The 19,762-nt window shown below is 44.4% G+C and carries 17 protein-coding genes; 14 read left to right on the top strand and 3 right to left on the bottom strand.

The window, feature by feature from the left end:
• The first annotated feature begins 990 nt into the window (after nt 1-990).
• Complete coding sequence (locus tag DYB02_RS16995; protein WP_005463697.1) at nt 991-1,749, top strand: 5'-methylthioadenosine/adenosylhomocysteine nucleosidase; 759 nt, start codon at nt 991-993, stop codon at nt 1,747-1,749.
• A gap of 79 nt (nt 1,750-1,828) precedes the next feature.
• On the opposite strand, the gene DYB02_RS16990 is transcribed toward DYB02_RS16995, so the two are convergent.
• The gene (locus DYB02_RS16990; RefSeq protein WP_029837115.1) at nt 1,829-4,192 is read right to left on the bottom strand and encodes an EAL domain-containing protein; all 2,364 of its coding nucleotides are present in this window, start codon (nt 4,190-4,192) and stop codon (nt 1,829-1,831) included.
• A gap of 475 nt (nt 4,193-4,667) precedes the next feature.
• On the opposite strand from DYB02_RS16990, the gene rbsD reads away from it, so the two are divergent.
• From rbsD to DYB02_RS16945, 9 genes are all read left to right on the top strand, one after another.
• Nucleotides 4,668-5,087, top strand: coding sequence for a D-ribose pyranase (gene rbsD, locus DYB02_RS16985; RefSeq protein WP_015313345.1), 420 nt, complete (start codon nt 4,668-4,670; stop codon nt 5,085-5,087).
• Between the two features lie 22 nt (nt 5,088-5,109).
• The gene (gene rbsA, locus DYB02_RS16980) at nt 5,110-6,615 is read left to right on the top strand and encodes a ribose ABC transporter ATP-binding protein RbsA (RefSeq protein WP_015313344.1); all 1,506 of its coding nucleotides are present in this window, start codon (nt 5,110-5,112) and stop codon (nt 6,613-6,615) included.
• Nucleotides 6,612-7,595, top strand: a complete 984-nt coding sequence (gene rbsC, locus DYB02_RS16975; RefSeq protein ID WP_029804105.1) for a ribose ABC transporter permease — start codon at nt 6,612-6,614, stop codon at nt 7,593-7,595. The genes rbsA and rbsC overlap by 4 nt, the downstream gene beginning before the upstream one ends.
• Nucleotides 7,596-7,680: 85 nt before the next feature.
• Nucleotides 7,681-8,559, top strand: coding sequence for a ribose ABC transporter substrate-binding protein RbsB (rbsB, locus tag DYB02_RS16970; RefSeq protein ID WP_005463703.1), 879 nt, complete (start codon nt 7,681-7,683; stop codon nt 8,557-8,559).
• Nucleotides 8,560-8,787: 228 nt separating this feature from the next.
• Nucleotides 8,788-9,705: a ribokinase gene (rbsK, locus tag DYB02_RS16965; protein WP_020837978.1), complete on the top strand. Its 918-nt coding sequence runs from the start codon at nt 8,788-8,790 to the stop codon at nt 9,703-9,705.
• A 35-nt stretch (nt 9,706-9,740) separates the two neighbouring features.
• A complete protein-coding gene (locus DYB02_RS16960) occupies nt 9,741-10,748 on the top strand; it encodes a substrate-binding domain-containing protein (protein ID WP_029804107.1) in 1,008 nt (335 codons plus the stop codon).
• 230 nt (nt 10,749-10,978) lie between these two features.
• Nucleotides 10,979-11,197: a hypothetical protein gene (locus DYB02_RS16955; protein WP_005499106.1), complete on the top strand. Its 219-nt coding sequence runs from the start codon at nt 10,979-10,981 to the stop codon at nt 11,195-11,197.
• Between the two features lie 160 nt (nt 11,198-11,357).
• The gene (gene pnuC / locus DYB02_RS16950; RefSeq protein WP_005499105.1) at nt 11,358-12,089 is read left to right on the top strand and encodes a nicotinamide riboside transporter PnuC; all 732 of its coding nucleotides are present in this window, start codon (nt 11,358-11,360) and stop codon (nt 12,087-12,089) included.
• An 11-nt stretch (nt 12,090-12,100) separates the two neighbouring features.
• Nucleotides 12,101-12,832 (top strand): nucleoside phosphorylase, encoded by a 732-nt coding sequence (locus DYB02_RS16945; protein ID WP_025610311.1) that lies wholly within the window; start codon nt 12,101-12,103, stop codon nt 12,830-12,832.
• A 723-nt stretch (nt 12,833-13,555) separates the two neighbouring features.
• Here the strand turns inward: DYB02_RS16945 and DYB02_RS16935 are convergent.
• Nucleotides 13,556-13,852 (bottom strand): hypothetical protein, encoded by a 297-nt coding sequence (locus DYB02_RS16935; RefSeq protein WP_029804109.1) that lies wholly within the window; start codon nt 13,850-13,852, stop codon nt 13,556-13,558.
• Between the two features lie 158 nt (nt 13,853-14,010).
• Nucleotides 14,011-15,204, bottom strand: a complete 1,194-nt coding sequence (locus tag DYB02_RS16930; RefSeq protein WP_029804110.1) for a DUF5666 domain-containing protein — start codon at nt 15,202-15,204, stop codon at nt 14,011-14,013.
• A gap of 90 nt (nt 15,205-15,294) precedes the next feature.
• Between DYB02_RS16930 and DYB02_RS16925 the strand changes: the two genes are divergently transcribed.
• From DYB02_RS16925 to DYB02_RS16910, 4 genes are all read left to right on the top strand, one after another.
• A complete protein-coding gene (locus DYB02_RS16925) occupies nt 15,295-15,963 on the top strand; it encodes a response regulator transcription factor (RefSeq protein WP_005463721.1) in 669 nt (222 codons plus the stop codon).
• The gene (locus tag DYB02_RS16920) at nt 15,935-17,176 is read left to right on the top strand and encodes a sensor histidine kinase (RefSeq protein ID WP_029804111.1); all 1,242 of its coding nucleotides are present in this window, start codon (nt 15,935-15,937) and stop codon (nt 17,174-17,176) included. The genes DYB02_RS16925 and DYB02_RS16920 overlap by 29 nt, the downstream gene beginning before the upstream one ends.
• 140 nt (nt 17,177-17,316) lie before the next feature.
• A complete protein-coding gene (locus DYB02_RS16915) occupies nt 17,317-18,246 on the top strand; it encodes an SRPBCC family protein (protein WP_029804112.1) in 930 nt (309 codons plus the stop codon).
• 131 nt (nt 18,247-18,377) lie between these two features.
• Nucleotides 18,378-19,667, top strand: coding sequence for an alkaline phosphatase (locus tag DYB02_RS16910; protein WP_029845802.1), 1,290 nt, complete (start codon nt 18,378-18,380; stop codon nt 19,665-19,667).
• Nucleotides 19,668-19,762: the final 95 nt, after the last annotated feature.

Here is a 19,762-nt window from a genome sequence, read left to right as displayed (position 1 = left end):
TGTTTAATTAAATGGATGTGGAAAATATCTTTTAATTTCAAAGTATTTATTAGAACCATGATCGGAGGACAAAAAGTTTACTCTGTGATCCAGCTCGAAACGCCGCGTTACTTAAGGGGCTGTCTCTGATCGTTGTGATTACGGTTTTATAAATAGAATAAAGGATGTAGAACGGAAAGATAGATAAACAGCTCTTCATCTGAGCGTTTCACTCCAACTGAAAAAAGTGAAAAAAATGTGATGATGAGTTTTATAAGATACGGGGATGGAACGAATGGAAACTCTAAATCAGGCAATTCTATATAAGGAAAAACGAAAGTGATGGGTAGCCATTATTTTTATGTTTTCTTTTTATGAACTGAATAAGCAATTAGACTTTTATTATAAATGAATTAATGTTCGGTTAAGACAAGTTGAAACGGAATTAGTTTCATTTTTTAAAATTATTTTTATTCGATAAATAAAAATTGTGGTCTGGATAAAATATTATTTTGTCTTCTCTGAATTTGTTTCTTAAGTTTTTTGAGCAAAGTACGGTTATAAGTCAAATCTTCACTCAGAACATTGTGTTAGTTTCTAAACACTAATTTGGCTAGTTGAGGTCGTTATCGCGTTATAGAATTACGCTTAACGACCGCTTGCTTATCAATAAGATCATTTTCAGGGAGAAGAATTAATGACGAATAAATGTGGTCAATGCCGACAATTCACGAGAGTGAAATCAAGCGATCAGGATATATGTGGCGCTTGGGGACATCCTACCTGCGCAACTAGGATAGCTTGCGAATTTTTTATGCCTACGATTTCAACGAAACTGCGAGTCCCGACAAGTCAAGAACCCAAAAACTGAGGTTGTAGAGAAGCTCACCTTGTCTCATTGCTGATTGTTTTGACTGATAGCGTACGGAATATTCCCCCTTTAAATCTCAAGGGTATATAATGTGTGGCGCGTCGCAAAAGGGCGGCGCATTGCTACACTTCAGGACTCGTATGTTTAAGAAATCTCTTGTTTTCATTCTTGCCGCGTTTTCACTTCCTACTTTTGCTGCATCAACGATAGGTATTGTTGGCGCGATGGATGTAGAGGTTGAAGCTCTGCTGCCAAAAATTCAGAATCAACAAATCAAAAAAGTTGCGAACCACACTTTTTATATCGGTGAGCTTGAGGGCAAATCCGTCGTGGTAACGCAATCTGGTGTTGGCAAAGTCAATGCTGCGATGACGACCACTTTGCTGATTGAATCTTTTGGTGTGAACCAACTGATTTTTACTGGTATAGCAGGAGCAAGTGACCCGAAACTTGATCCATTGGACGTGGTTATTTCTACTCGTACTGTACATCATGACGTTGATTTAACCGCATTCAACAAACCGAAAGGGTTATTACCGGACTATCAAGAGCGTTACTTTTATGCTGACAAAGCGCTACAAAATTACGCGTATGAAGCAGCGGTGGAGACGTTAGGCAAAGAGAGTGTGTTCCGAGGCATCATTGCTTCTGGTGACCAATTTATCGCCAGTAAAGTAAAAGTCACGGGCATCTACCAAGAGTTCAACGCGATGGCCGTTGAAATGGAAGGTGCAGCATTGGGACAAGTTGCAACCGCCTTTAAGGTTCCGTATGTTGTCATCCGCACGATTTCCGACAAAGCGGATGGTTCTGCTGATGTGGTTTATTCTGAGCTGAAAAAAGCGACGGCAGATAACTCAGCAACCATTACGCTCAACATGCTTAAGCGCATGCAATAGGGTGAGAATACGAAAAGCAGCACATTAAGTGCTGCTTTTTTATGAGTTCGTCAAAGTAAACATTATCGATTCTTTACCTTCAAATTCCACCCTCAGCCGCGAGTTTGGTTGTAAGCGGCTGAGAGAATCGATTGTCATCGTTGGCCGATTTCCACCACAAGCTAAGTTGCTCTTTGTCCATTGGCTTTCCGAACAAGTATCCTTGCATGAAATCACATCGATAAGCGGACAACCATTTGTGCATAACGTCGTGTTCAATGCCTTCGGCGGTCACGGTTTTGTTTTGAGCATGGCACAGCTCAATGATCGGTTTGATCACGTGTCCATTATTGGTATTCATCAACGTCAGTAGAAATTCTCGGTCAAACTTAATCTTTTGTACTGGATATTGAACAAGCTGAGTGAGCGACGTGTAGCCAGAGCCGAAATCATCAATAGCAAGTCGATAACCCAGTTTCGAAAGCTCATCAAGCAATGCCGTGCCTTGCTGTTCCGCGGCAAACGTCTCGGTAATTTCTAGTTCGATACATTCTGGTTTGATGCCATTTCTAGTTACGTGTTTATGAATAAATTGCGCCATTTCTAACGAGTTTAATTCGGCCGATGAAAGGTTGATGGACAGGACAATGTCTTTGCCAAAAATGCTTCTTAAATGATGGTATTCCTCGGTTGCATTTGCAAACACCCAACGGTCTATTTTGTCAAACAACCCAGCTTGCTCTGCGATTGGAATAAATTCGGTTGGTGGCACTGGCCCCAAGCCTTCTGCGTCCCAACGTAGAAGCACTTCCAAGCCTTCAATTTCGTTGTCTTTGTTATTCATGTAAGGTTGAAACACAAGCCTAAACTCATCTTCAACGTTGCTTTTACGCAGTGCACGTTCGATCTGACTGCGTCGCTGAGATTCCAAATTTAGTTCTGCTGAGTAGTACGCGTACTGATTTTTTCCAGCACGTTTGGCTTGGTACATTGCTGCGTCTGCATTGGACAACAGTTTCGCGATGTCTTGCCCATCTTGCGGGTACTGAGCGATGCCAACACTGGCGGTCACCGGGAAGGCGTTTGCCCAAGTTTGGCTGAGGTTGCTAATTGGTTTTAATAGTTCTTTGGCGAGTAAATCTGGGATGCTGCCTACGTCTTTATTGGAGCTGAGTAGGATGGCGAACTCATCACCAGATAAACGCGCGCCAAAACAAGGGCTGTCGTATTGCTGAGAGAACTTTTGACAGGCGTTTTTAATGTGAGTCGAGAAGACCTTTAGCAGGTTGTCGCCAAGTTCATGGCCATATTTATCGTTCACGTACTTGAAGTTATCCAGATCGACATAAATCACCCACAAATGAGAAGGTGGCGAGGCTAGTTCACGCGTGGCAAGTTGGTGGAATCGATGACGGTTAGCCAACTGAGTAAGGTGATCAGTTTCTGCGAGACGTTTGGTCTTTTTGTAAATGACGTTGAGCTCTTCGTACATATCAAAAAAGCGAGATGAAAGACGGCCAATTTCATCATTGGTTCCGAGCTTTTCGATGTTGTCTCGCTGATTCGATTCTAGCTCGCTGAGTTGTTTATCGAGGCGAGAGACTGGATGCAAAACGTAACGATAGAGCACTAAGACGATCAGCGTGATGGTACAAAATGCCGCGATACCAAAAGAAAGTGCAAGCTCTAGCCATACTTTGTCCACTTTGTTCCACATCAGATACTCCGCAGGGGAGAGCACCGCATAAAAGTGGGGCAGAAGTTCAATGGTTTGCGCAAGAGGGATGTCTAGATAAATGGGTTTATCGGCAAACGTAATCACACTATGAGTATCAAATTCGACGTCGTGTTTGATGTCGTTAAACACTTCTAAAGATACGGACACGACAACAAAAAACACGTTGCTAGGATCGAAGTTAACTGGCGGTGCGCCTGTTCGTTTATCAATGAGTTCGTATCGCAACAAGATGCTTTGGCCACTGGAGTTATAAATGAACCCTGTGTGACTGTATTCACCACGAGCCGCGAAGCTGGTTGCTATGTACTCCAGCACCTTTGGGTCAACAACGCCGGACGATTCATAATATTGGTTTTCGGTGTAATAAAGCAGATTTTGCTTGCCGTCGAGGATCGCCATGCTCGCATCCCCTTTATAGCCATGACTCAGGACATCAGCGGTTTCATCCAAGCGGCTAAAAAGCACTCGCTCACGGTAGGGATTGTCGTGATTGATAAAATAGTCCTGCAGCACATCACTTTTACTCAGCGTGTACGCATAGCTGTTAAGAAAAATATTGGCTTGTCGAAATTGCCCCGCCAGTTTTTCCATCTGAAGTTGTATGTAGCTATCTTCGCGCTTGATGAGTGTTACTTTTTGAATGCTATAGATGATGTAACTCGATACCAGCGCACTCAAAATGATCACGGGTGCGACAAGCAAGATAACTCGATTGCTTAATTTCATTATGGTTCTTCGACTTCCGTTTGTGTCCCTACAAACGTTGCTTACCTAAACGGTACTGAACGGATGATATATTTTTTGCAAATTGTAACCAGATTGTAAGGTGGGTGTTCTCGAAAATCAGACAACCATTTTAGAAATGTGATGATGTGGCAGATTTCCTTCCCGTTAACTAGAGGCTTTCTCAGTAATTGGACGTATTTCTGCTTTCGCGGGCACAAACCGTAGAGTTTTTGTGGGCTTTAAAAATGCTCATCGAAACGTTTCGATGGATAAAGTGTGACTTGGTCGGCCTTTTCTTTCTCTTAGTTGGAAAAATCACGGATCATTCTCACACCTTACCGATCGGTGACTGGTGAAATCTCGCAAGCGTCTTATTATTGCATCGAAACGTTTCGATGAGTTTTCTGTTAATAATGAAAATTTCCTAAAACAGGCACTCATTGTTGTATGAACGTGTAACCGAAAGGTCGATGAGATGAAAAAAAGTACCCTTATTAACTCAGATATTTCTTACTTAGTGGCAACGCTAGGCCACACCGATGAAATCACGATTTGTGACGCGGGGCTGCCGATTCCTGATCATGTACAGCGCATCGATTTGGCGCTAACGCATGGCGTACCAAGTTTTCTTGATACCGTTCGTGTGATTTTGTCTGAGTCACAGATTGAAGGGGTCATCATTGCAGAAGAATTTTCCGATGTCAGTCCTGTTCTTCATGAAGCACTGCTTAAAGAGTTGAGCAAAGAGAGTGAGGAAACGGGCAAGTCGATTGAAATCAAATACGTTTCGCACGAGGCTTTTAAAGCACGCACAGAGCAAAGTCGCGCAGTGGTTCGAACCGGTGAATGCACACCGTACGCGAACGTGATTTTCCAAGCGGGCGTGGTTTTTTAAGCCTGAGAATTGAGGACAGATTATGACTCAAGCCATTCTACAACTGAGCGAAATTGAAAAAGCGTTCCCAGGTGTAAAGGCGCTAGATAAAGCGAGCCTGAACGTATACCCAGGTCGTGTTATGGCGCTCATGGGCGAAAATGGGGCAGGCAAGTCAACATTGATGAAAGTGCTGACCGGTATTTATCATATGGATGCAGGTAGCATTCAGTATCAGGGTCAACCTGCTGCATTTAAAGGTCCGCGAGATTCTCAAGAAGCGGGCATCAGCATTATTCACCAAGAGTTGAACTTAATCCCTGAACTGACAATCGCTGAGAACATTTTTCTCGGTCGTGAATTTACCGGTTCTATGGGGCGCATTCAGTGGAGCAAAATGTACGCGGAAGCGGACAGACTTCTACAACGTTTGAACGTGAAACACAGCTCGAAAACCTTGCTTGGTGATCTAAGTTTGGGTGAGCAACAAATGGTAGAAATTGCCAAAGCGCTCTCGTTTGAATCGAAAGTCATCATCATGGATGAACCAACCGATGCGCTTACTGATACAGAAACCGAATCTCTGTTCAAAGTGATTAATGAGCTTCGTGAGCAAGGCTGCGGCATTGTATATATCTCACACCGCCTGAAAGAAATCTTTGAAATCTGTGACGACATTACGGTGCTTCGTGACGGTAAATTTATCGGTGAATGCCGAGTAGCAGACACGGATGAAGACGGCTTAATCGAAATGATGGTTGGCCGTAAATTAGAAGAGCAATACCCACGTATTGATGTAAAGCACGGCGAGACATGCCTTGAAGTGATTGGCTTGACAGGTTCTGGCGTTCACGATGTGAGCTTCACGCTTAAACGCGGTGAGATTTTGGGTATCTCTGGTTTGATGGGCGCAGGCCGCACCGAGTTAATGAAAGTGATTTACGGCGCGCTGCCAAGCGAGCATGGCGTTATCAATCTCGATAACAAAACCATTAATCCGGTTAGCCCGCAAGATGGCTTGGCAAATGGCATCGCTTATATCTCGGAAGACCGCAAAGGGGATGGTCTGGTGCTGGGCTTATCAGTGAAAGAGAACATGTCTCTGTGTGCATTGGATAAGCTAACTAAAGGCGTACAAATCCAGCACGATGAAGAAGTCATTGCGGTGGAAGATTTCATCAAGTTATTCAACATTAAAACACCAACTCGCGACCAAATTATTGGCAACCTTTCTGGTGGTAACCAACAGAAAGTGGCGATTGCGAAAGGGCTAATGACCAAGCCTAAAGTTCTGATTTTGGATGAACCAACGCGTGGTGTTGACGTTGGTGCTAAGAAAGAAATCTACCAACTCATCAACAAATTTAAAGCCGACGGCATGAGCATCATCTTGGTTTCTTCCGAGATGCCAGAAGTGTTGGGCATGAGCGATCGCATTCTTGTGATGCATGAAGGTCGCATAACTGGCGAATTTGATGCGAAAGACGCCGACCAAGAAAAATTACTCGCCTGTGCCGTAGGCAAAAAGATCAATGAGGAAGCAGCATGAGTACCAATACCATGAGCAAACCGACCGAAACAAGCAGCAAAAAGCTGTTTACTAAAGAGTGGTTGATTGAACAAAAATCACTGATTGCACTGTTATTTTTGATTGTTGTGGTGTCTTTTTTAAACCCGAATTTTTTTACGGTAGACAACATTCTTAACATCCTTCGTCAAACCTCAGTCAACGCGATCATCGCCGTAGGTATGACTCTGGTTATCTTAACTGCTGGTATCGACTTGAGTGTCGGTTCTGTCCTTGCGCTTTGTGGTGCATTTGCCGCGAGCCTAATCGCGATGGAAGTGCCAGTTTTAATTGCGGTTCCAACGGCTCTATTAGCTGGGGCAGCACTGGGCGCAATCAGTGGCATCATCATCGCTAAAGGCAAAGTGCAAGCCTTCATTGCGACGCTGGTCACCATGACATTACTGCGCGGTGTGACCATGGTTTACACCGACGGTCGACCAATTTCTACTGGCTTCACAGACACGGCAGACGCATTCGCATGGTTTGGTACAGGCTACGCGTTAGGTATTCCAGTGCCAGTTTGGTTGATGGTTGTTGTATTCGCAGCGGTTTGGTACCTACTTAATCACACTCGCTTTGGTCGCTATGTTTACGCACTAGGCGGCAATGAATCTGCGACTCGCCTGTCTGGTATTAACGTAGACCGAGTGAAGATTGGTGTGTACGCCATCTGCGGTATGTTAGCTGCACTTGCGGGCATCATCGTGACTTCTCGTCTGTCTTCTGCTCAGCCAACGGCGGGTATGGGATACGAACTGGATGCGATTGCAGCTGTGGTACTTGGCGGTACGAGCTTGATGGGCGGTAAAGGCCGTATCATGGGGACATTGATTGGTGCGCTGATCATCGGCTTCTTGAACAATGCACTTAACCTACTGGACGTTTCTTCTTACTACCAAATGATTGCAAAAGCAGTGGTTATCTTGCTGGCGGTATTGGTAGACAACAAAAACAAGTAATTCATAACAATCTACATATCAATATGTGAATACAAACCGAGCCAGTAGGCGTGTGCTGGCTCACCCTACACAAAGGACTAGAACGATGAAAAAACTTGCAACTCTTATCTCTGCTGCACTTCTTTCTTCCACTGTATCAGTAGCGGCGCAAGCCCAAGATACGATGGCGATTGTGGTTTCGACGCTAAACAACCCGTTCTTCGTAACGATGAAAGATGGTGCGGAAGCTAAAGCGAAAGAACTGGGATACGATTTGATTGTACTGGACTCGCAAAATGACCCGAGCAAAGAACTGTCAAACATCGAAGACCTAACCATTCGCGGTGTAAAAGCGATTTTGATTAACCCAACGGATTCTGACGCAGTGTCTAACGCGATTCGTATGGCAAACCGTTCTAACATCCCTGTGTTAACGCTAGACCGTGGTGCAAGCCGTGGTGAAGTAGTGAGCCACATCGCATCTGACAACGTTGTAGGCGGCGAGATGGCTGGCCACTACATCATGGAAAAAGTCGGCGAGAAAGCAAAAGTGATTCAGCTGGAAGGTATTGCTGGTACGTCTGCGGCTCGTGAGCGTGGTGAAGGCTTCATGACCGCTGTGAAGGGTAGCGATATGGAGCTTCTGGCTAGCCAACCAGCTGACTTTGACCGCACGAAAGGTCTAAACGTAATGGAAAACCTACTGGCTGCTAACCCGGATGTTCAAGCGGTGTTTGCGCAGAATGATGAGATGGCTCTAGGTGCACTACGCGCGGTTCAAGCGTCTGGTAAAAACGTCATGATCGTTGGTTTTGACGGAACAGAAGACGGTATCGCAGCGGTTAACCGTGGCAAGCTAGCAGCGACCATCGCGCAGCAACCTGATCTTATCGGCGCGTTAGGCGTTGAAACGGCTGACAAAGTACTGAAAGGCGAGAAAGTGGATGAGTACATCCCAGTTCCTCTAAAAGTGGTAACAAAGTAAGCCTGACGTGCGATAAAGCGTCCTAATTCCTTTGCTCTCTCCTCTGTTTATATCTGTCGTTTAGGGGGAGAGGGCAAGGTTTACCTAAGCAGCCATGCATCTTGAGGTTGCTTGGGTATAGATGCCTTTGACTTTTTATAGCGACTCAAACGAGAAGTTAAAGTCATCTAAGTATTTTCCAAAAACAGTTTTTCAAAAAAGGGTTCATTCAGAACCGAGGATAACCGTATGAATAAGTTAGTGGTGTTAGGTAGTGTAAACGCTGACCATGTTCTTCAAGTGCCTTCTTTCCCTCGCCCTGGCGAGACGCTGCATGGTCGCAACTATCAAGTTATCCCAGGTGGCAAAGGTGCCAACCAAGCCGTCGCGGCGGCGCGATTAAATGCAGACATTGGTTTTATTGCTTGTGTAGGCGATGACTCTTTCGGCATCAATATTCGTGAAAACTTCAAAATGGACGGCATCGATATCACTGGTGTTAAGATGCAACCAAACTGCCCGACAGGCATCGCGATGATTCAAGTGTCGGACAGTGGTGAAAACAGCATTTGTATATCAGCAGAAGCGAACGCCAAACTGACAGCAGAAGCGATTGAGCCAGATTTAGAACGTATTCGCCAAGCGGATTACTTGCTAATGCAATTGGAAACGCCGATGTGCGGCATTGAGAAAGCTGCGCGTGTGGCAAAAGATGCAAAAACCAACGTAATTTTAAACCCAGCTCCAGCTCGTGAGTTGTCAGATGAACTGCTTGCTTGTATTGACGTGATCACGCCAAATGAAACGGAAGCTGAAGTGCTGACAGGTGTTACTGTAACAGACAACGAAAGCGCGCAAGAAGCGGCGAATGTGCTACATGGTAAAGGTATTGAAATTGTCATGATCACTCTCGGTGCAAAAGGTGTTTGGTTGAGCCAAAATGGCCGAGGTGAAATCATCCCTGGTTTCCGTGTCGAAGCGACCGATACCACCGCGGCAGGTGATACGTTTAATGGGGCATTCGTCACTGGTCTCTTAGAAGATTTACCTTTAGAATCAGCGATTAAGTTTGCACATGCGGCGGCTGCAATTTCTGTGACCCGCTTTGGCGCGCAAACGTCGATTCCAACCCGCGAAGAGGTGGACGCGTTTCTCGCTGAACAATAAGGCGCACAACGCCTCATAAAAATAGGAGTAATAACATGGCGACGATGAAAGACATCGCAAAACTGGCAGGGGTTTCCACTTCAACAGTGAGCCATGTTATTAACAAGACGCGTTTCGTGAGTGAAGAAATCTCTGAACGTGTTAACAATGCAGCAAAAGAACTCAACTACTACGCGCCATCTGCTTTGGCGCGTAGCCTTAAAGTCAATCGTACCAAAACCATTGGTATGCTAGTGACAACTTCTACCAACCCATTCTTTGGCGAAGTCGTAAAAGGCGTGGAACGCAGTTGTTACCACAAAGGTTATAGTCTCATTCTATGTAACACTGAAGGTGACAACGAACGCATGCGCCAATCCATTAATACGCTTTTGCAAAAGCGTGTCGATGGTTTGATCTTGATGTGCTCGTCGTTAGAAGGGGAGCGTATCGATGTATTTGAGCGTTATCCAGATATCCCTGTCGTGGTGATGGACTGGGGGCCGATGCTGTTTACAAGCGATAAAATTCAAGATAACTCACTTCGTGGCGGTTACTTAGCAGCGAAATACTTGATTGATTGCGGCCACACTGAAATCGGATGTATCACTGGACCTTTGATTAAACACCAAGCGCAAATGCGATACGAAGGTTATAAGCGAGCAATGAACGAAGCTGGCGTGGAATTTAACGCCAATTGGATCATTGAATCGGACTTCGAATGTGAGGGTGGGTATCAAGCGTTCAAGAAAATGGCTGAACGAGGTACGTTACCCAGCTCGATTTTTGTCTCTAACGATATGATGGCGATGGGTGTGATTAACGCCGCAAATGAGCTCGGTATTAAAGTGCCAGATGATCTTTCCATTATTGGCTACGATGACATTCATATCGCGAAATTTATGTCGCCTTCCTTAACGACCATCCACCAACCTAAATATCGACTCGGCCAAGCTGCCGTCGAAACTCTTGTCCGAAGACTGGACGACAAATCTAACGAAGCTCAAGTCGTTCAACTGGAACCAACATTGGTTGTACGCAACAGTGTGACGAATTTCTCTTAATTAAAAACAAATGCATGGTTAACAAATTTAGTGCATATAATTTATAAAAAAATGGGCTAAAAATAAATAAGCATGCAAAACAGATGTTCGAATTTATTAAATCAATATTTGAAAAGTGTGATTTTTTGCGAGTAACTCAAAAGATTTCGTGTCGATAGTGCTTAAAAAGCTTATTATTAATAAAGCCCATAATTAGATTTATAAATTATTGAGATGAATGGAAAATCTTTATGTTAGTTAAGAGATATGCACAGTATTCAGTAAAGAGGCCGTGGTTTCACCGTTTCAATATTTCACTAGTATTAACGGTGTTTGTCGTGAGTGTTTATGAGCTACTTGCGAATGAAGAGTATGTATACTTGGCTGGCGTGGTGTTTACATTTGCTTCGACTTTACTGTTCGCGTCAGCATCGACGTTCAAAAAGCGCTACCTAGGACACGAGTCCTAGTTCATTTAGAATGAATGGTTGATATAAATAGGCGCTTTCAAGTAAGTAATGATCTGATTTATGATCGAGTGCATCAAGAGGAGGACAAATGTCCTCCTTTTCGTTTGTTGTTGCACCCTAATATGGGCCTATTCCAAACAAAATAATAAAGGACATCACCATGGACCTATTTGCCTTACTCGATATCAACAATACCCTCGTTAACATTCCGATTGGAGACGGCTACGCAATGAGCTGGATCGAAGCATTCGGAACCGTCTTTGGTCTGCTTTGCATTTGGTTTGCGAGCCAAGAGAAGACCATCAACTACGTATTCGGCTTACTGAATGTCACGCTTTTTGCTGTTATCTTTTTCCAAATTCAGTTGTACGGATTGCTACTTCTTCAACTGTTTTTCTTCTGCGCCAATATTTACGGTTGGTACGCATGGACTCGACCAAATGCACAAGGTGAAACGTTGGAAGTTCGTTGGCTTAGCAAGCAAAAGCTGATGGCGACTGCGGTTGTTTGTGTGGTCTCGATTGCATTGTTGACCATCTACATTGACCCATTCTTCTTCGCGCTGGCAAACATTGCTGTTGATAGCCTAAACATTTTCGGTGCAGGCCTGTCTGAGCCAGTACTTGAGCCTGATGCGTTCCCGTTCTGGGATGCAACCATGACGGTACTTTCTGTTGTTGCACAAATTCTGATGACACGTAAATACGTCGAAAACTGGATTCTATGGGTTGTGATCAACATCATCAGTGTGGGTATCTACGCGACGCAAGGTGTGTACGCAATGTCTGTTCAGTACGCGATTCTTATGTTCATTGCTGCCAATGGTACGCGTGAGTGGGCTCGTAGTGCCAAGCGCAATGGCGATAAAACCTTAGCTCAAGCAGCAGCGTAAGGAACAAGCAAATGGCTAAACAACCTCATATCGGTGTTGATGAAACACAAGTCGCTCCTCTTGTTATTGTATGTGGCGAGCCAGATCGAGCGAATCGTATCGCGGCATTATTTGATGATGCAGAAATGGTGTCGGAAAACCGTGAGTACCGCGTGTTTACCGGCAACTACAAAGGTCAGGCTGTTTCTGTATGCAGCACAGGCATCGGCGCACCATCGATGATCATTGCGGTAGAAGAGCTCAAACAGTGCGGCGTAACTCATGTGGTACGTGTTGGATCTGCGGGTGCTATGCAATCTTGGGTTCAGCTTGGAGAATTGATTGTTGCTGAAGGTGCAGTAAGAGACGAAGGTGGTTCCAAATCGTACGTCGATTCGGCTTATCCGGCGTACGCAAGCTTTACTCTACTGAAAGAAGTCGAGCGTTATTTGTCAACGCAAACGACGCCATATCATTTCGGCGTAGTACGTTCTCACGACAGTTTCTACACCGATGACGAAGAGGCCATTTGTCAGTACTGGAACAAGAAAGGTATTCTAGGTGCAGACATGGAAACTTCGGCGCTGTTTACGGTCGGTCGATTACGAGGCCTTCATGTGGCTTCGATTTTAAACAATGTCGTACTCTACCAACAAGATGTGAAGGAAGGGGTAGGTCAGTACGTAGATGAAGCTAAAGTTATGATGGAAGGTGAAAAGCTTGCATCTTTCACGGCTTTAGAAGCGTTGATTGCTCAAGCATAGCGTCATCCCTTTCTGAGATTAATATCCAAAGCGGCGCATGGTTGTCGCTTTTTTACAAATCAGATGCGATAGCCAATAGAGATGTTTTTTTTTGCAGCCTATGTTGATCGCTATACAACCCGATACAACTAATCTCTTTCTGCCTTAAAACGATATTGTTCCGACAGGCAGACCAAAAGACCAACTAAAGCCGAAACAATAATTACACATACTTGGTAGGCGACTTCCCCAGCCCCAAGCTCGTTCAAAATCTCGGTAGCCGCAAGCATAGGAAGCGTTACCGTGATAAATAAGCTTAATAATCGAGGAACCTTAGATTTCTTTCCATGTCGCTTAGTATAGAAGTAATGCGCATAATCCGAGTACATGATAAACAAGGAGATCAAAAGACCCAGTATCCAAAACATCGCTTACAAATCCTCTCGCGTCTGCTCACTATAACCACTAACCATTGTTAGACCTCCTTTCTTTAATAAATGTTAATCGTACAATATAGGTAAGTGATTCATATGCAAGTTGTGGCTTTTGTTATTAGGCTCAAAATCTCAAAGTTAGGAGAGGCTATTACTAATTAATGAACTTGTTTTGCAAAAAAATATATGTGGTTAAAGTGCGATCTTGAAATATGAAAGAACAAGATTGAACGTGGGCACCAAACAACAAGTAAATAAACAATTTATTTCAAGAACATATTTTCTCCGCCCGAACTCAATGGTGTAGGTGTTAATCTTTATCGAGCTTTTTGGTCACGCCTTTCACCGTTTTCTTCTCTTTTTCTGGTGTCATTGCATCAACGGCTTTGCCTGCCATCCCTTCATCCGGCAGTTTGTCTTTTCCTGCATCAACTGCGGTATCTTTCAGTGCTTCTTTAGGCGTACAGCGACCGCCAACACCAACCACGGCTTTTGTTGCTGCGGCTTTGGCTGCTTTTTCTGCATCGCAGTCGGGGTCCATCACGCTAGCTAAGCTGGTGGTTGAACCAAAAAGCAAGATAAGCAGAGCGAGGTTACGTTTTTTCATGGTAGTCACCGATGTTGTGAAACATAGGTAAAGTGTAATTGAGGGAAAAGAGTTTGGCTGAGAATTTGCTGGTTTAATCTAGGGATGCAAAGTAAGAAAAAGTGCCACCGAAGTGACACTTTTATTGGGCTTTGTTTAAACGTGGTGGCTGACCTAGTTTAGTCGTCGTAGCCTTCTCGCTCGATTTCGCGAGCGACGTTTTGATTATTGATGATCACACCATCGACTTCGACACGTGCACCATTCAAGTTCAGTTCTTCAATGCCTTGGAATTGAGTTTGCGCATCGATAACCACCAATTTGTTATTTAGCAGTTGATCAGCATCATTCTCACAACGTTCGATTTCAAATGTTCTTGCATTCGCATCGTAATTTGACACATAACCTTCGCATTCAAACTCTTTGCCTTGCCATTGATGGTTGTCATCAAAATCTGGCGCTTCAAACTCAACGACGGTGGCAATGCGTTTGCCATTTCTCAAGACAGAAGAAACGTCGACTTCTTGGCCTTGTTTTAAACTCATTTTGCTACCGTCTTCGAATCGAGTTGCGTTATCAACAAAGAACGCACCGCGGTAGTTTAGTGAAAACTCGCTGTAATCGTTCGCAACCCAAGTGACGATGCCTTCCACATCGCTGTCGTTTTCTAGGTTGTCATAGCCTTCTATTTCGACGTCAGAGGCGACAAAAGTACCCCCTTCCATTTTGCCTTCCGCTTCTACCCATTGACCTACTTTTAGTTGGTCAACACTGTGGTAAGACACGGTGATGTTTGCGCCCAGTTTGAAGGTGCTTTGGTTTGCATCAATGCTTGCGATTCGGCCTTCAATTTCGTACATGTCGCCTATGCTTGGGTGGTGGTCAACGTCAATTTCCACCACAGATAAGACTTTGTAGCCAGCATCAGCAGTTGGAAGTGAAGACACCATCACCCAATCACCTAAACCGATCTCGTTACTTAAGCCATCAAACTGCAGTTCTACACCATTTACGGAGAAGGTTTTCTTTGCGTAATCAATGGCAGTCACTCGACCAGTAATGGTTGGTTCTAGTGACACAACGGCGTGGGCGTCTGCTGTTTTTTGGATGTTTTCATCCACTTTTACCATCATATTTGGTTGCACAACAGCTAACGCTAATGGAGTTGTACCGTAAACCACCTTTGAAACGCGGTAAGTATATCCATTGACGGTTAATGTGCTTTCTTGAGCATCTACAGATTCAACAGACCCAATAGCTGCACTTGGTTTTGCTGTTGGGAGGGTTGATGAGCTGTCGTTATTGTCGCTGCCAGAACCACCACAACCAGACAATGCCAAACCTACGACAGAAATAAGAGCCAGTTTTTTCATTGTATTAACCTCAATTTACGAGCTAGTTTAGGAATTTGGCGGTATCTTATGAGGCATACCGTGAAGAGATCGTGAAGAAATGTGAGTCGTATGAAAATTTTAATTGTTGATGATAACCACAATGTTTCCGAGACCATTGCTGACTACCTAGAACTCGAAGGTATGACGATAGATTGCGCGTATCACGGAGAGGCTGCGCTGGCGTTGTTGGAAGATAACCATTACGACGTGATCATTATGGATATCATGATGCCAAAACTCGATGGCATCAGTACCGTACAAAAGCTGCGTCAGGAACAGTTTTGCGGAACGCCCATTCTTTTTCTAACCGCAAAAGACACATTAGATGACAAAATAGCGGCATTTAAAGCGGGTGGGGATGACTACTTAATGAAGCCGTTTGCGATGCAAGAGCTCAGTTTACGTATTCATGCTTTAGCTAGTCGTGGCCCACGCCAAGACATTGGTACGCTGACGTTCGCTGATATCTGTTTAGATGCGCGCACTGGTAAAGTCACGCGCGATGGTAAAGAGATCAAGCTAAGTCGCATCCAAACCAAAATCTTAAAGCTGCTGTTGAAGTACGCGCCTGCGTCAGTATCACGAACGGAAGTGATCGAAAGTGTTTGGGGCGATGAGCCACCTAGTAGTGATGCATTACGCAGTCATATTTATGGTTTGAGAACTGCACTCGATAAAGGTTTTGAAGAATCACGATTAGAGACTATTCATGGACAAGGCTACCGACTTAAAGCATAACGAATACCCAAGTATTTATCGCAAGATTCGCTGGGGTTTTGGCGTGATGACGTTCGTCATGTTTACGCTGTTTTGGTCACTGATTTATGTCGCAGAAAACAAACTTGAGGTATTGAGCCTCCATCACTGGCTCGATACAGAAGCGGCGCTCTACACCGAAAATTTTCAAAAGCAGGGCTGGAAAGCCCCGTTACCAAACAAGTTGGAATTTAACTCCTATTGGAGCAAAGCTCCGACACCAAGTTGGTTGCTCGCGTTCAAATCTCCAGGCTTTTATGAATACTTGTTGGGCGAAGAGGATAAGCACTTTGTGGTGTTTGATCATCCTTCTGGCGAAGGTTTGATGTACATCGTCTTCCAAGATGACTCGGACGATTATCTGGATGAATACGAAAGCTCATTGCACCAGTTCACTCTGTTATTGGGCGGGTTGTTTTCCTTGATTATGCTTGGTTACGGTATTTATATGGTGAAAATTTTGTCTCGACCGCTCGCTAAAATCGAGTCAAAAATCAGCCAGATGCCACCCGACCAGCCTGCATTTGAAGTGGAAACGAAGTTCAGTGAAACGCGCCATATTGAGCAGACGTTGTTAGACAGTAAGAACGACATCGCGGGCTATTTCCGCCGCGAACAAGAGTTTAGTCGCTTTGCCTCCCATGAGCTTCGCACGCCTATTATGGTGATCGCAGGCTCAACAGACATTTTATCTCGAGTGCCTGACCAGCCAAGGGTGGCACAAAAAGCGATTGCGCGAATGCAAGCTGCGTGTGAAGACATGCGCGTTTTGACCGAGGCGTTTTTGTTGTTAGGTAAAGAGAAAATTGAGCCACAGCACTTTGGCGATCAAACGCTTTTGGTTTGTTTACACCAGCAATTGGAAGAGCTTGCTCCGTTGTTTGCAAAGCAAGATGCGCATTATCAGCTTAACGAACAAAATAGCGGCGAAGTGTATGCTCCAGCAAGCTTCGTGACGATAGTCATCAACAATTTAATCAAAAATGCGTTCAGTTACAGCGTTGGAGACATCGAGATCGAACTACAGCAAAACACGCTGATTATCACCAATCGTCATGATGGTAACGAAACGTATAATGCGGGTTATGGTTGCGGCTTAGTGATAGTGCAACGCATTTGTGAACGGATGGGGTGGCCGTTTGAATTAAACGATGATGGCGTCCGATTTAGCGCGAAAGTGACGTTTGTTTCTTGACGTCCAAATTTGCCAATGAAGCCAGAGTTAACGTTCTGGCTTTTTTGTCTCACTTTTTACCTCTAACTCACAGTGAAACAAGAAAAAACTAGGATTTGATTTAGAATAAGTAGAGCGAAACAGAAACTTAAGGAATGGCTATGCTTGCTTATCAGGTCAGCAAAAGTATTGAAATCAACAAATCTCAAAGTGAGATCATCGATTATCTAAAGGATTTTAAAAACTGGCCTGAGTGGTCTCCTTGGATCATTTTGGAGCCAAGCTGCGAGCTGACTTACAGTGACAATCAAGGCCACGTTGGTGCTGGTTACCAATGGAATGGGCAACGAATTGGAACGGGGGCGGTTGTTCTGGAAAGCACACAAGAACATCGTTTAGACATGGAGCTGCATTTTTTTCGCCCTATCAAAAGCCAAGGAAAGGTGACGTTCATCGTGACGCAGTCACAAGATGGTTGTACCGTAGAGTGGCAAATGCAGTCTCGTGTTCCTTGGTATCTGTTTTTTCTGAAAACGATGTTCAAATCCATGATTGAAATGGATTACGATCGTGGACTCAAGATGCTAAAAAGCCAGTTAGAAACTGGACAAATATTGTCGCAGTTGAGCGAAATCGGCACTCGTCATCAAGATTTGATTCATTACGTTGGTTTGCAAGGTTCAGGCACAATTCCTGAGCTTGGTCCAATCATGAAAAAGCAAACTCAAAGACTGTACGAACTGATGCAGAAAGAAAGTCTGCCCGTCAGCGGCGAACTGTTCTGCTATTACCTTTCAATGGATATGAAGCTCGGTCATTTTGAATTTGTAACCTGCTTGCCCGTGAGTGAAATGGTAGAGGTACCAAATGGTTTTGTGTTTGGCACGATTCCAGCGTGTGAAACTTTTGTGATTGAGCACAAAGGTGACTACCAGTTTTTGGGCAATGCGTGGTCGTTAGGGATGAATTTGACACGCCAAAACGGCATAAAAGTGAAGAGCAAGCCTTTGGGGATTGAGCGCTACTTGAATAACCCGAATGAGACACCTAAAGCCGGCCTACGTACAGAAGTGATCCTATTTAAGAAATGATTTGGGTTGCAAAACCATGATGTAACACGCGGTTTCATCCTAACTGAATGATAGTATTGATGAATACTTGTAAGCAAAACAGTAATTAAAGTGACGGCTTATATTCGCAGTCACTTTTTCATGGATGAAATATGACAATCAGATACTCTTTACTTGCGGCCAGTTTACTGGCCGGGTTTGTTCACGCCAATGAAGCACCGAAAAATATTATTTATATGATCGGTGATGGAATGGGCCCTGCCTACACAACCGCCTACCGTTATTATCAAGATAACCCAGAAACTAAACAGATTGAGCCTACAGTCTTTGACTCGATACTGGTTGGCATGGCTCACACCTATCCCGATGATGATACTTATGTCACTGACAGTGCAGCAGGCGCGACGGCCTTAAGCAGTGGCATAAAGAGTTACAATGGCGCCGTCGCTGTTGATACCCATAAAAAGCCAGTTAAAACGATGTTGGAAGTAGCGAAAGAGCAGGGCATGACAACCGCTCTAGTGGCGACTTCGCAAATTAACCACGCGACGCCCGCAAGCTTTGCCGCGCACAACGAATCTCGTCGTAATTATGATCAGATAGCAGACGACTACTTGGATAACAAAGTAAATGGAAAGCTGCCCGTCGATCTGTTACTTGGTGGTGGTGTTCGATATTTTGAGCGTGAAGACAGAAATCTGATTGAAGAATTTAAAATGCAGGGTTATCACTACCTAACGGATTTTGATACCTTGCCTTCGTTGCAAGCATTGCCTGCGATTGGGTTGTTTGCCGACAAAGCATTTCCGTTTGCTTTGGATGAGAATCCCAACCGACTCGAGAAGATGACGAATAAGGCGCTGTCTTTATTATCGCGCTCTAAGCATGGCTTTTTCGTCATGATCGAAGGAAGCCAAATAGACTGGTGCGGTCATGCTAACGATATAGCATGCGCGATGGCAGAAATGGATGATTTTGCTAAGTCGATTACTTTAGCCAAGGCGTATGTTGATGCTCATCCTGACACTTTGCTCGTTGTCACCGCCGATCACTCCACGGGAGGTTTAACTATCGGCGCAAATGGAGAATACGACTGGAAAACGGATGTGATCAAAGGCGTGCATCAAACGGCGTGGCCATTAGCAACGTCACTTGCAAAGGGGTCAGACATCAAACAAGTGTGGTCAGAATCAGTAGATTGGGCGCTGTCAGATGTGCAATTTGCGCTCCTCATTGACGCGAAGAAGAGTGAAGAGCCCGCGAAAGCGCTTTATCAAGCCGTAAAGTCAATCATCAACGATCAAAGCCTTACAGGTTGGACGACAAAAGGGCATACCGCGGTGGATGTTCAGGTGTTTGCTTATGGTAAGGGGTCACAAGCATTCGTTGGCTCTCAGAACAATACCGATATCGCAAACAAGTTGATTGGTTATCTTCAATAAGAGACATTTTTTAGCCGAAGATAAGTTAGAAGTTACTCTGTAAACGAAAGAACAAAGAAAATGCCTCAGCAATTGCTGAGGCATTGTTTTAGAAG

It is taken from the genome of Vibrio parahaemolyticus, assembly GCF_900460535.1.
GTDB classification, from domain to species: Bacteria; Pseudomonadota; Gammaproteobacteria; order Enterobacterales; family Vibrionaceae; genus Vibrio; species Vibrio parahaemolyticus.
This window is presented reverse-complemented; position numbering and strand designations above follow the sequence as displayed.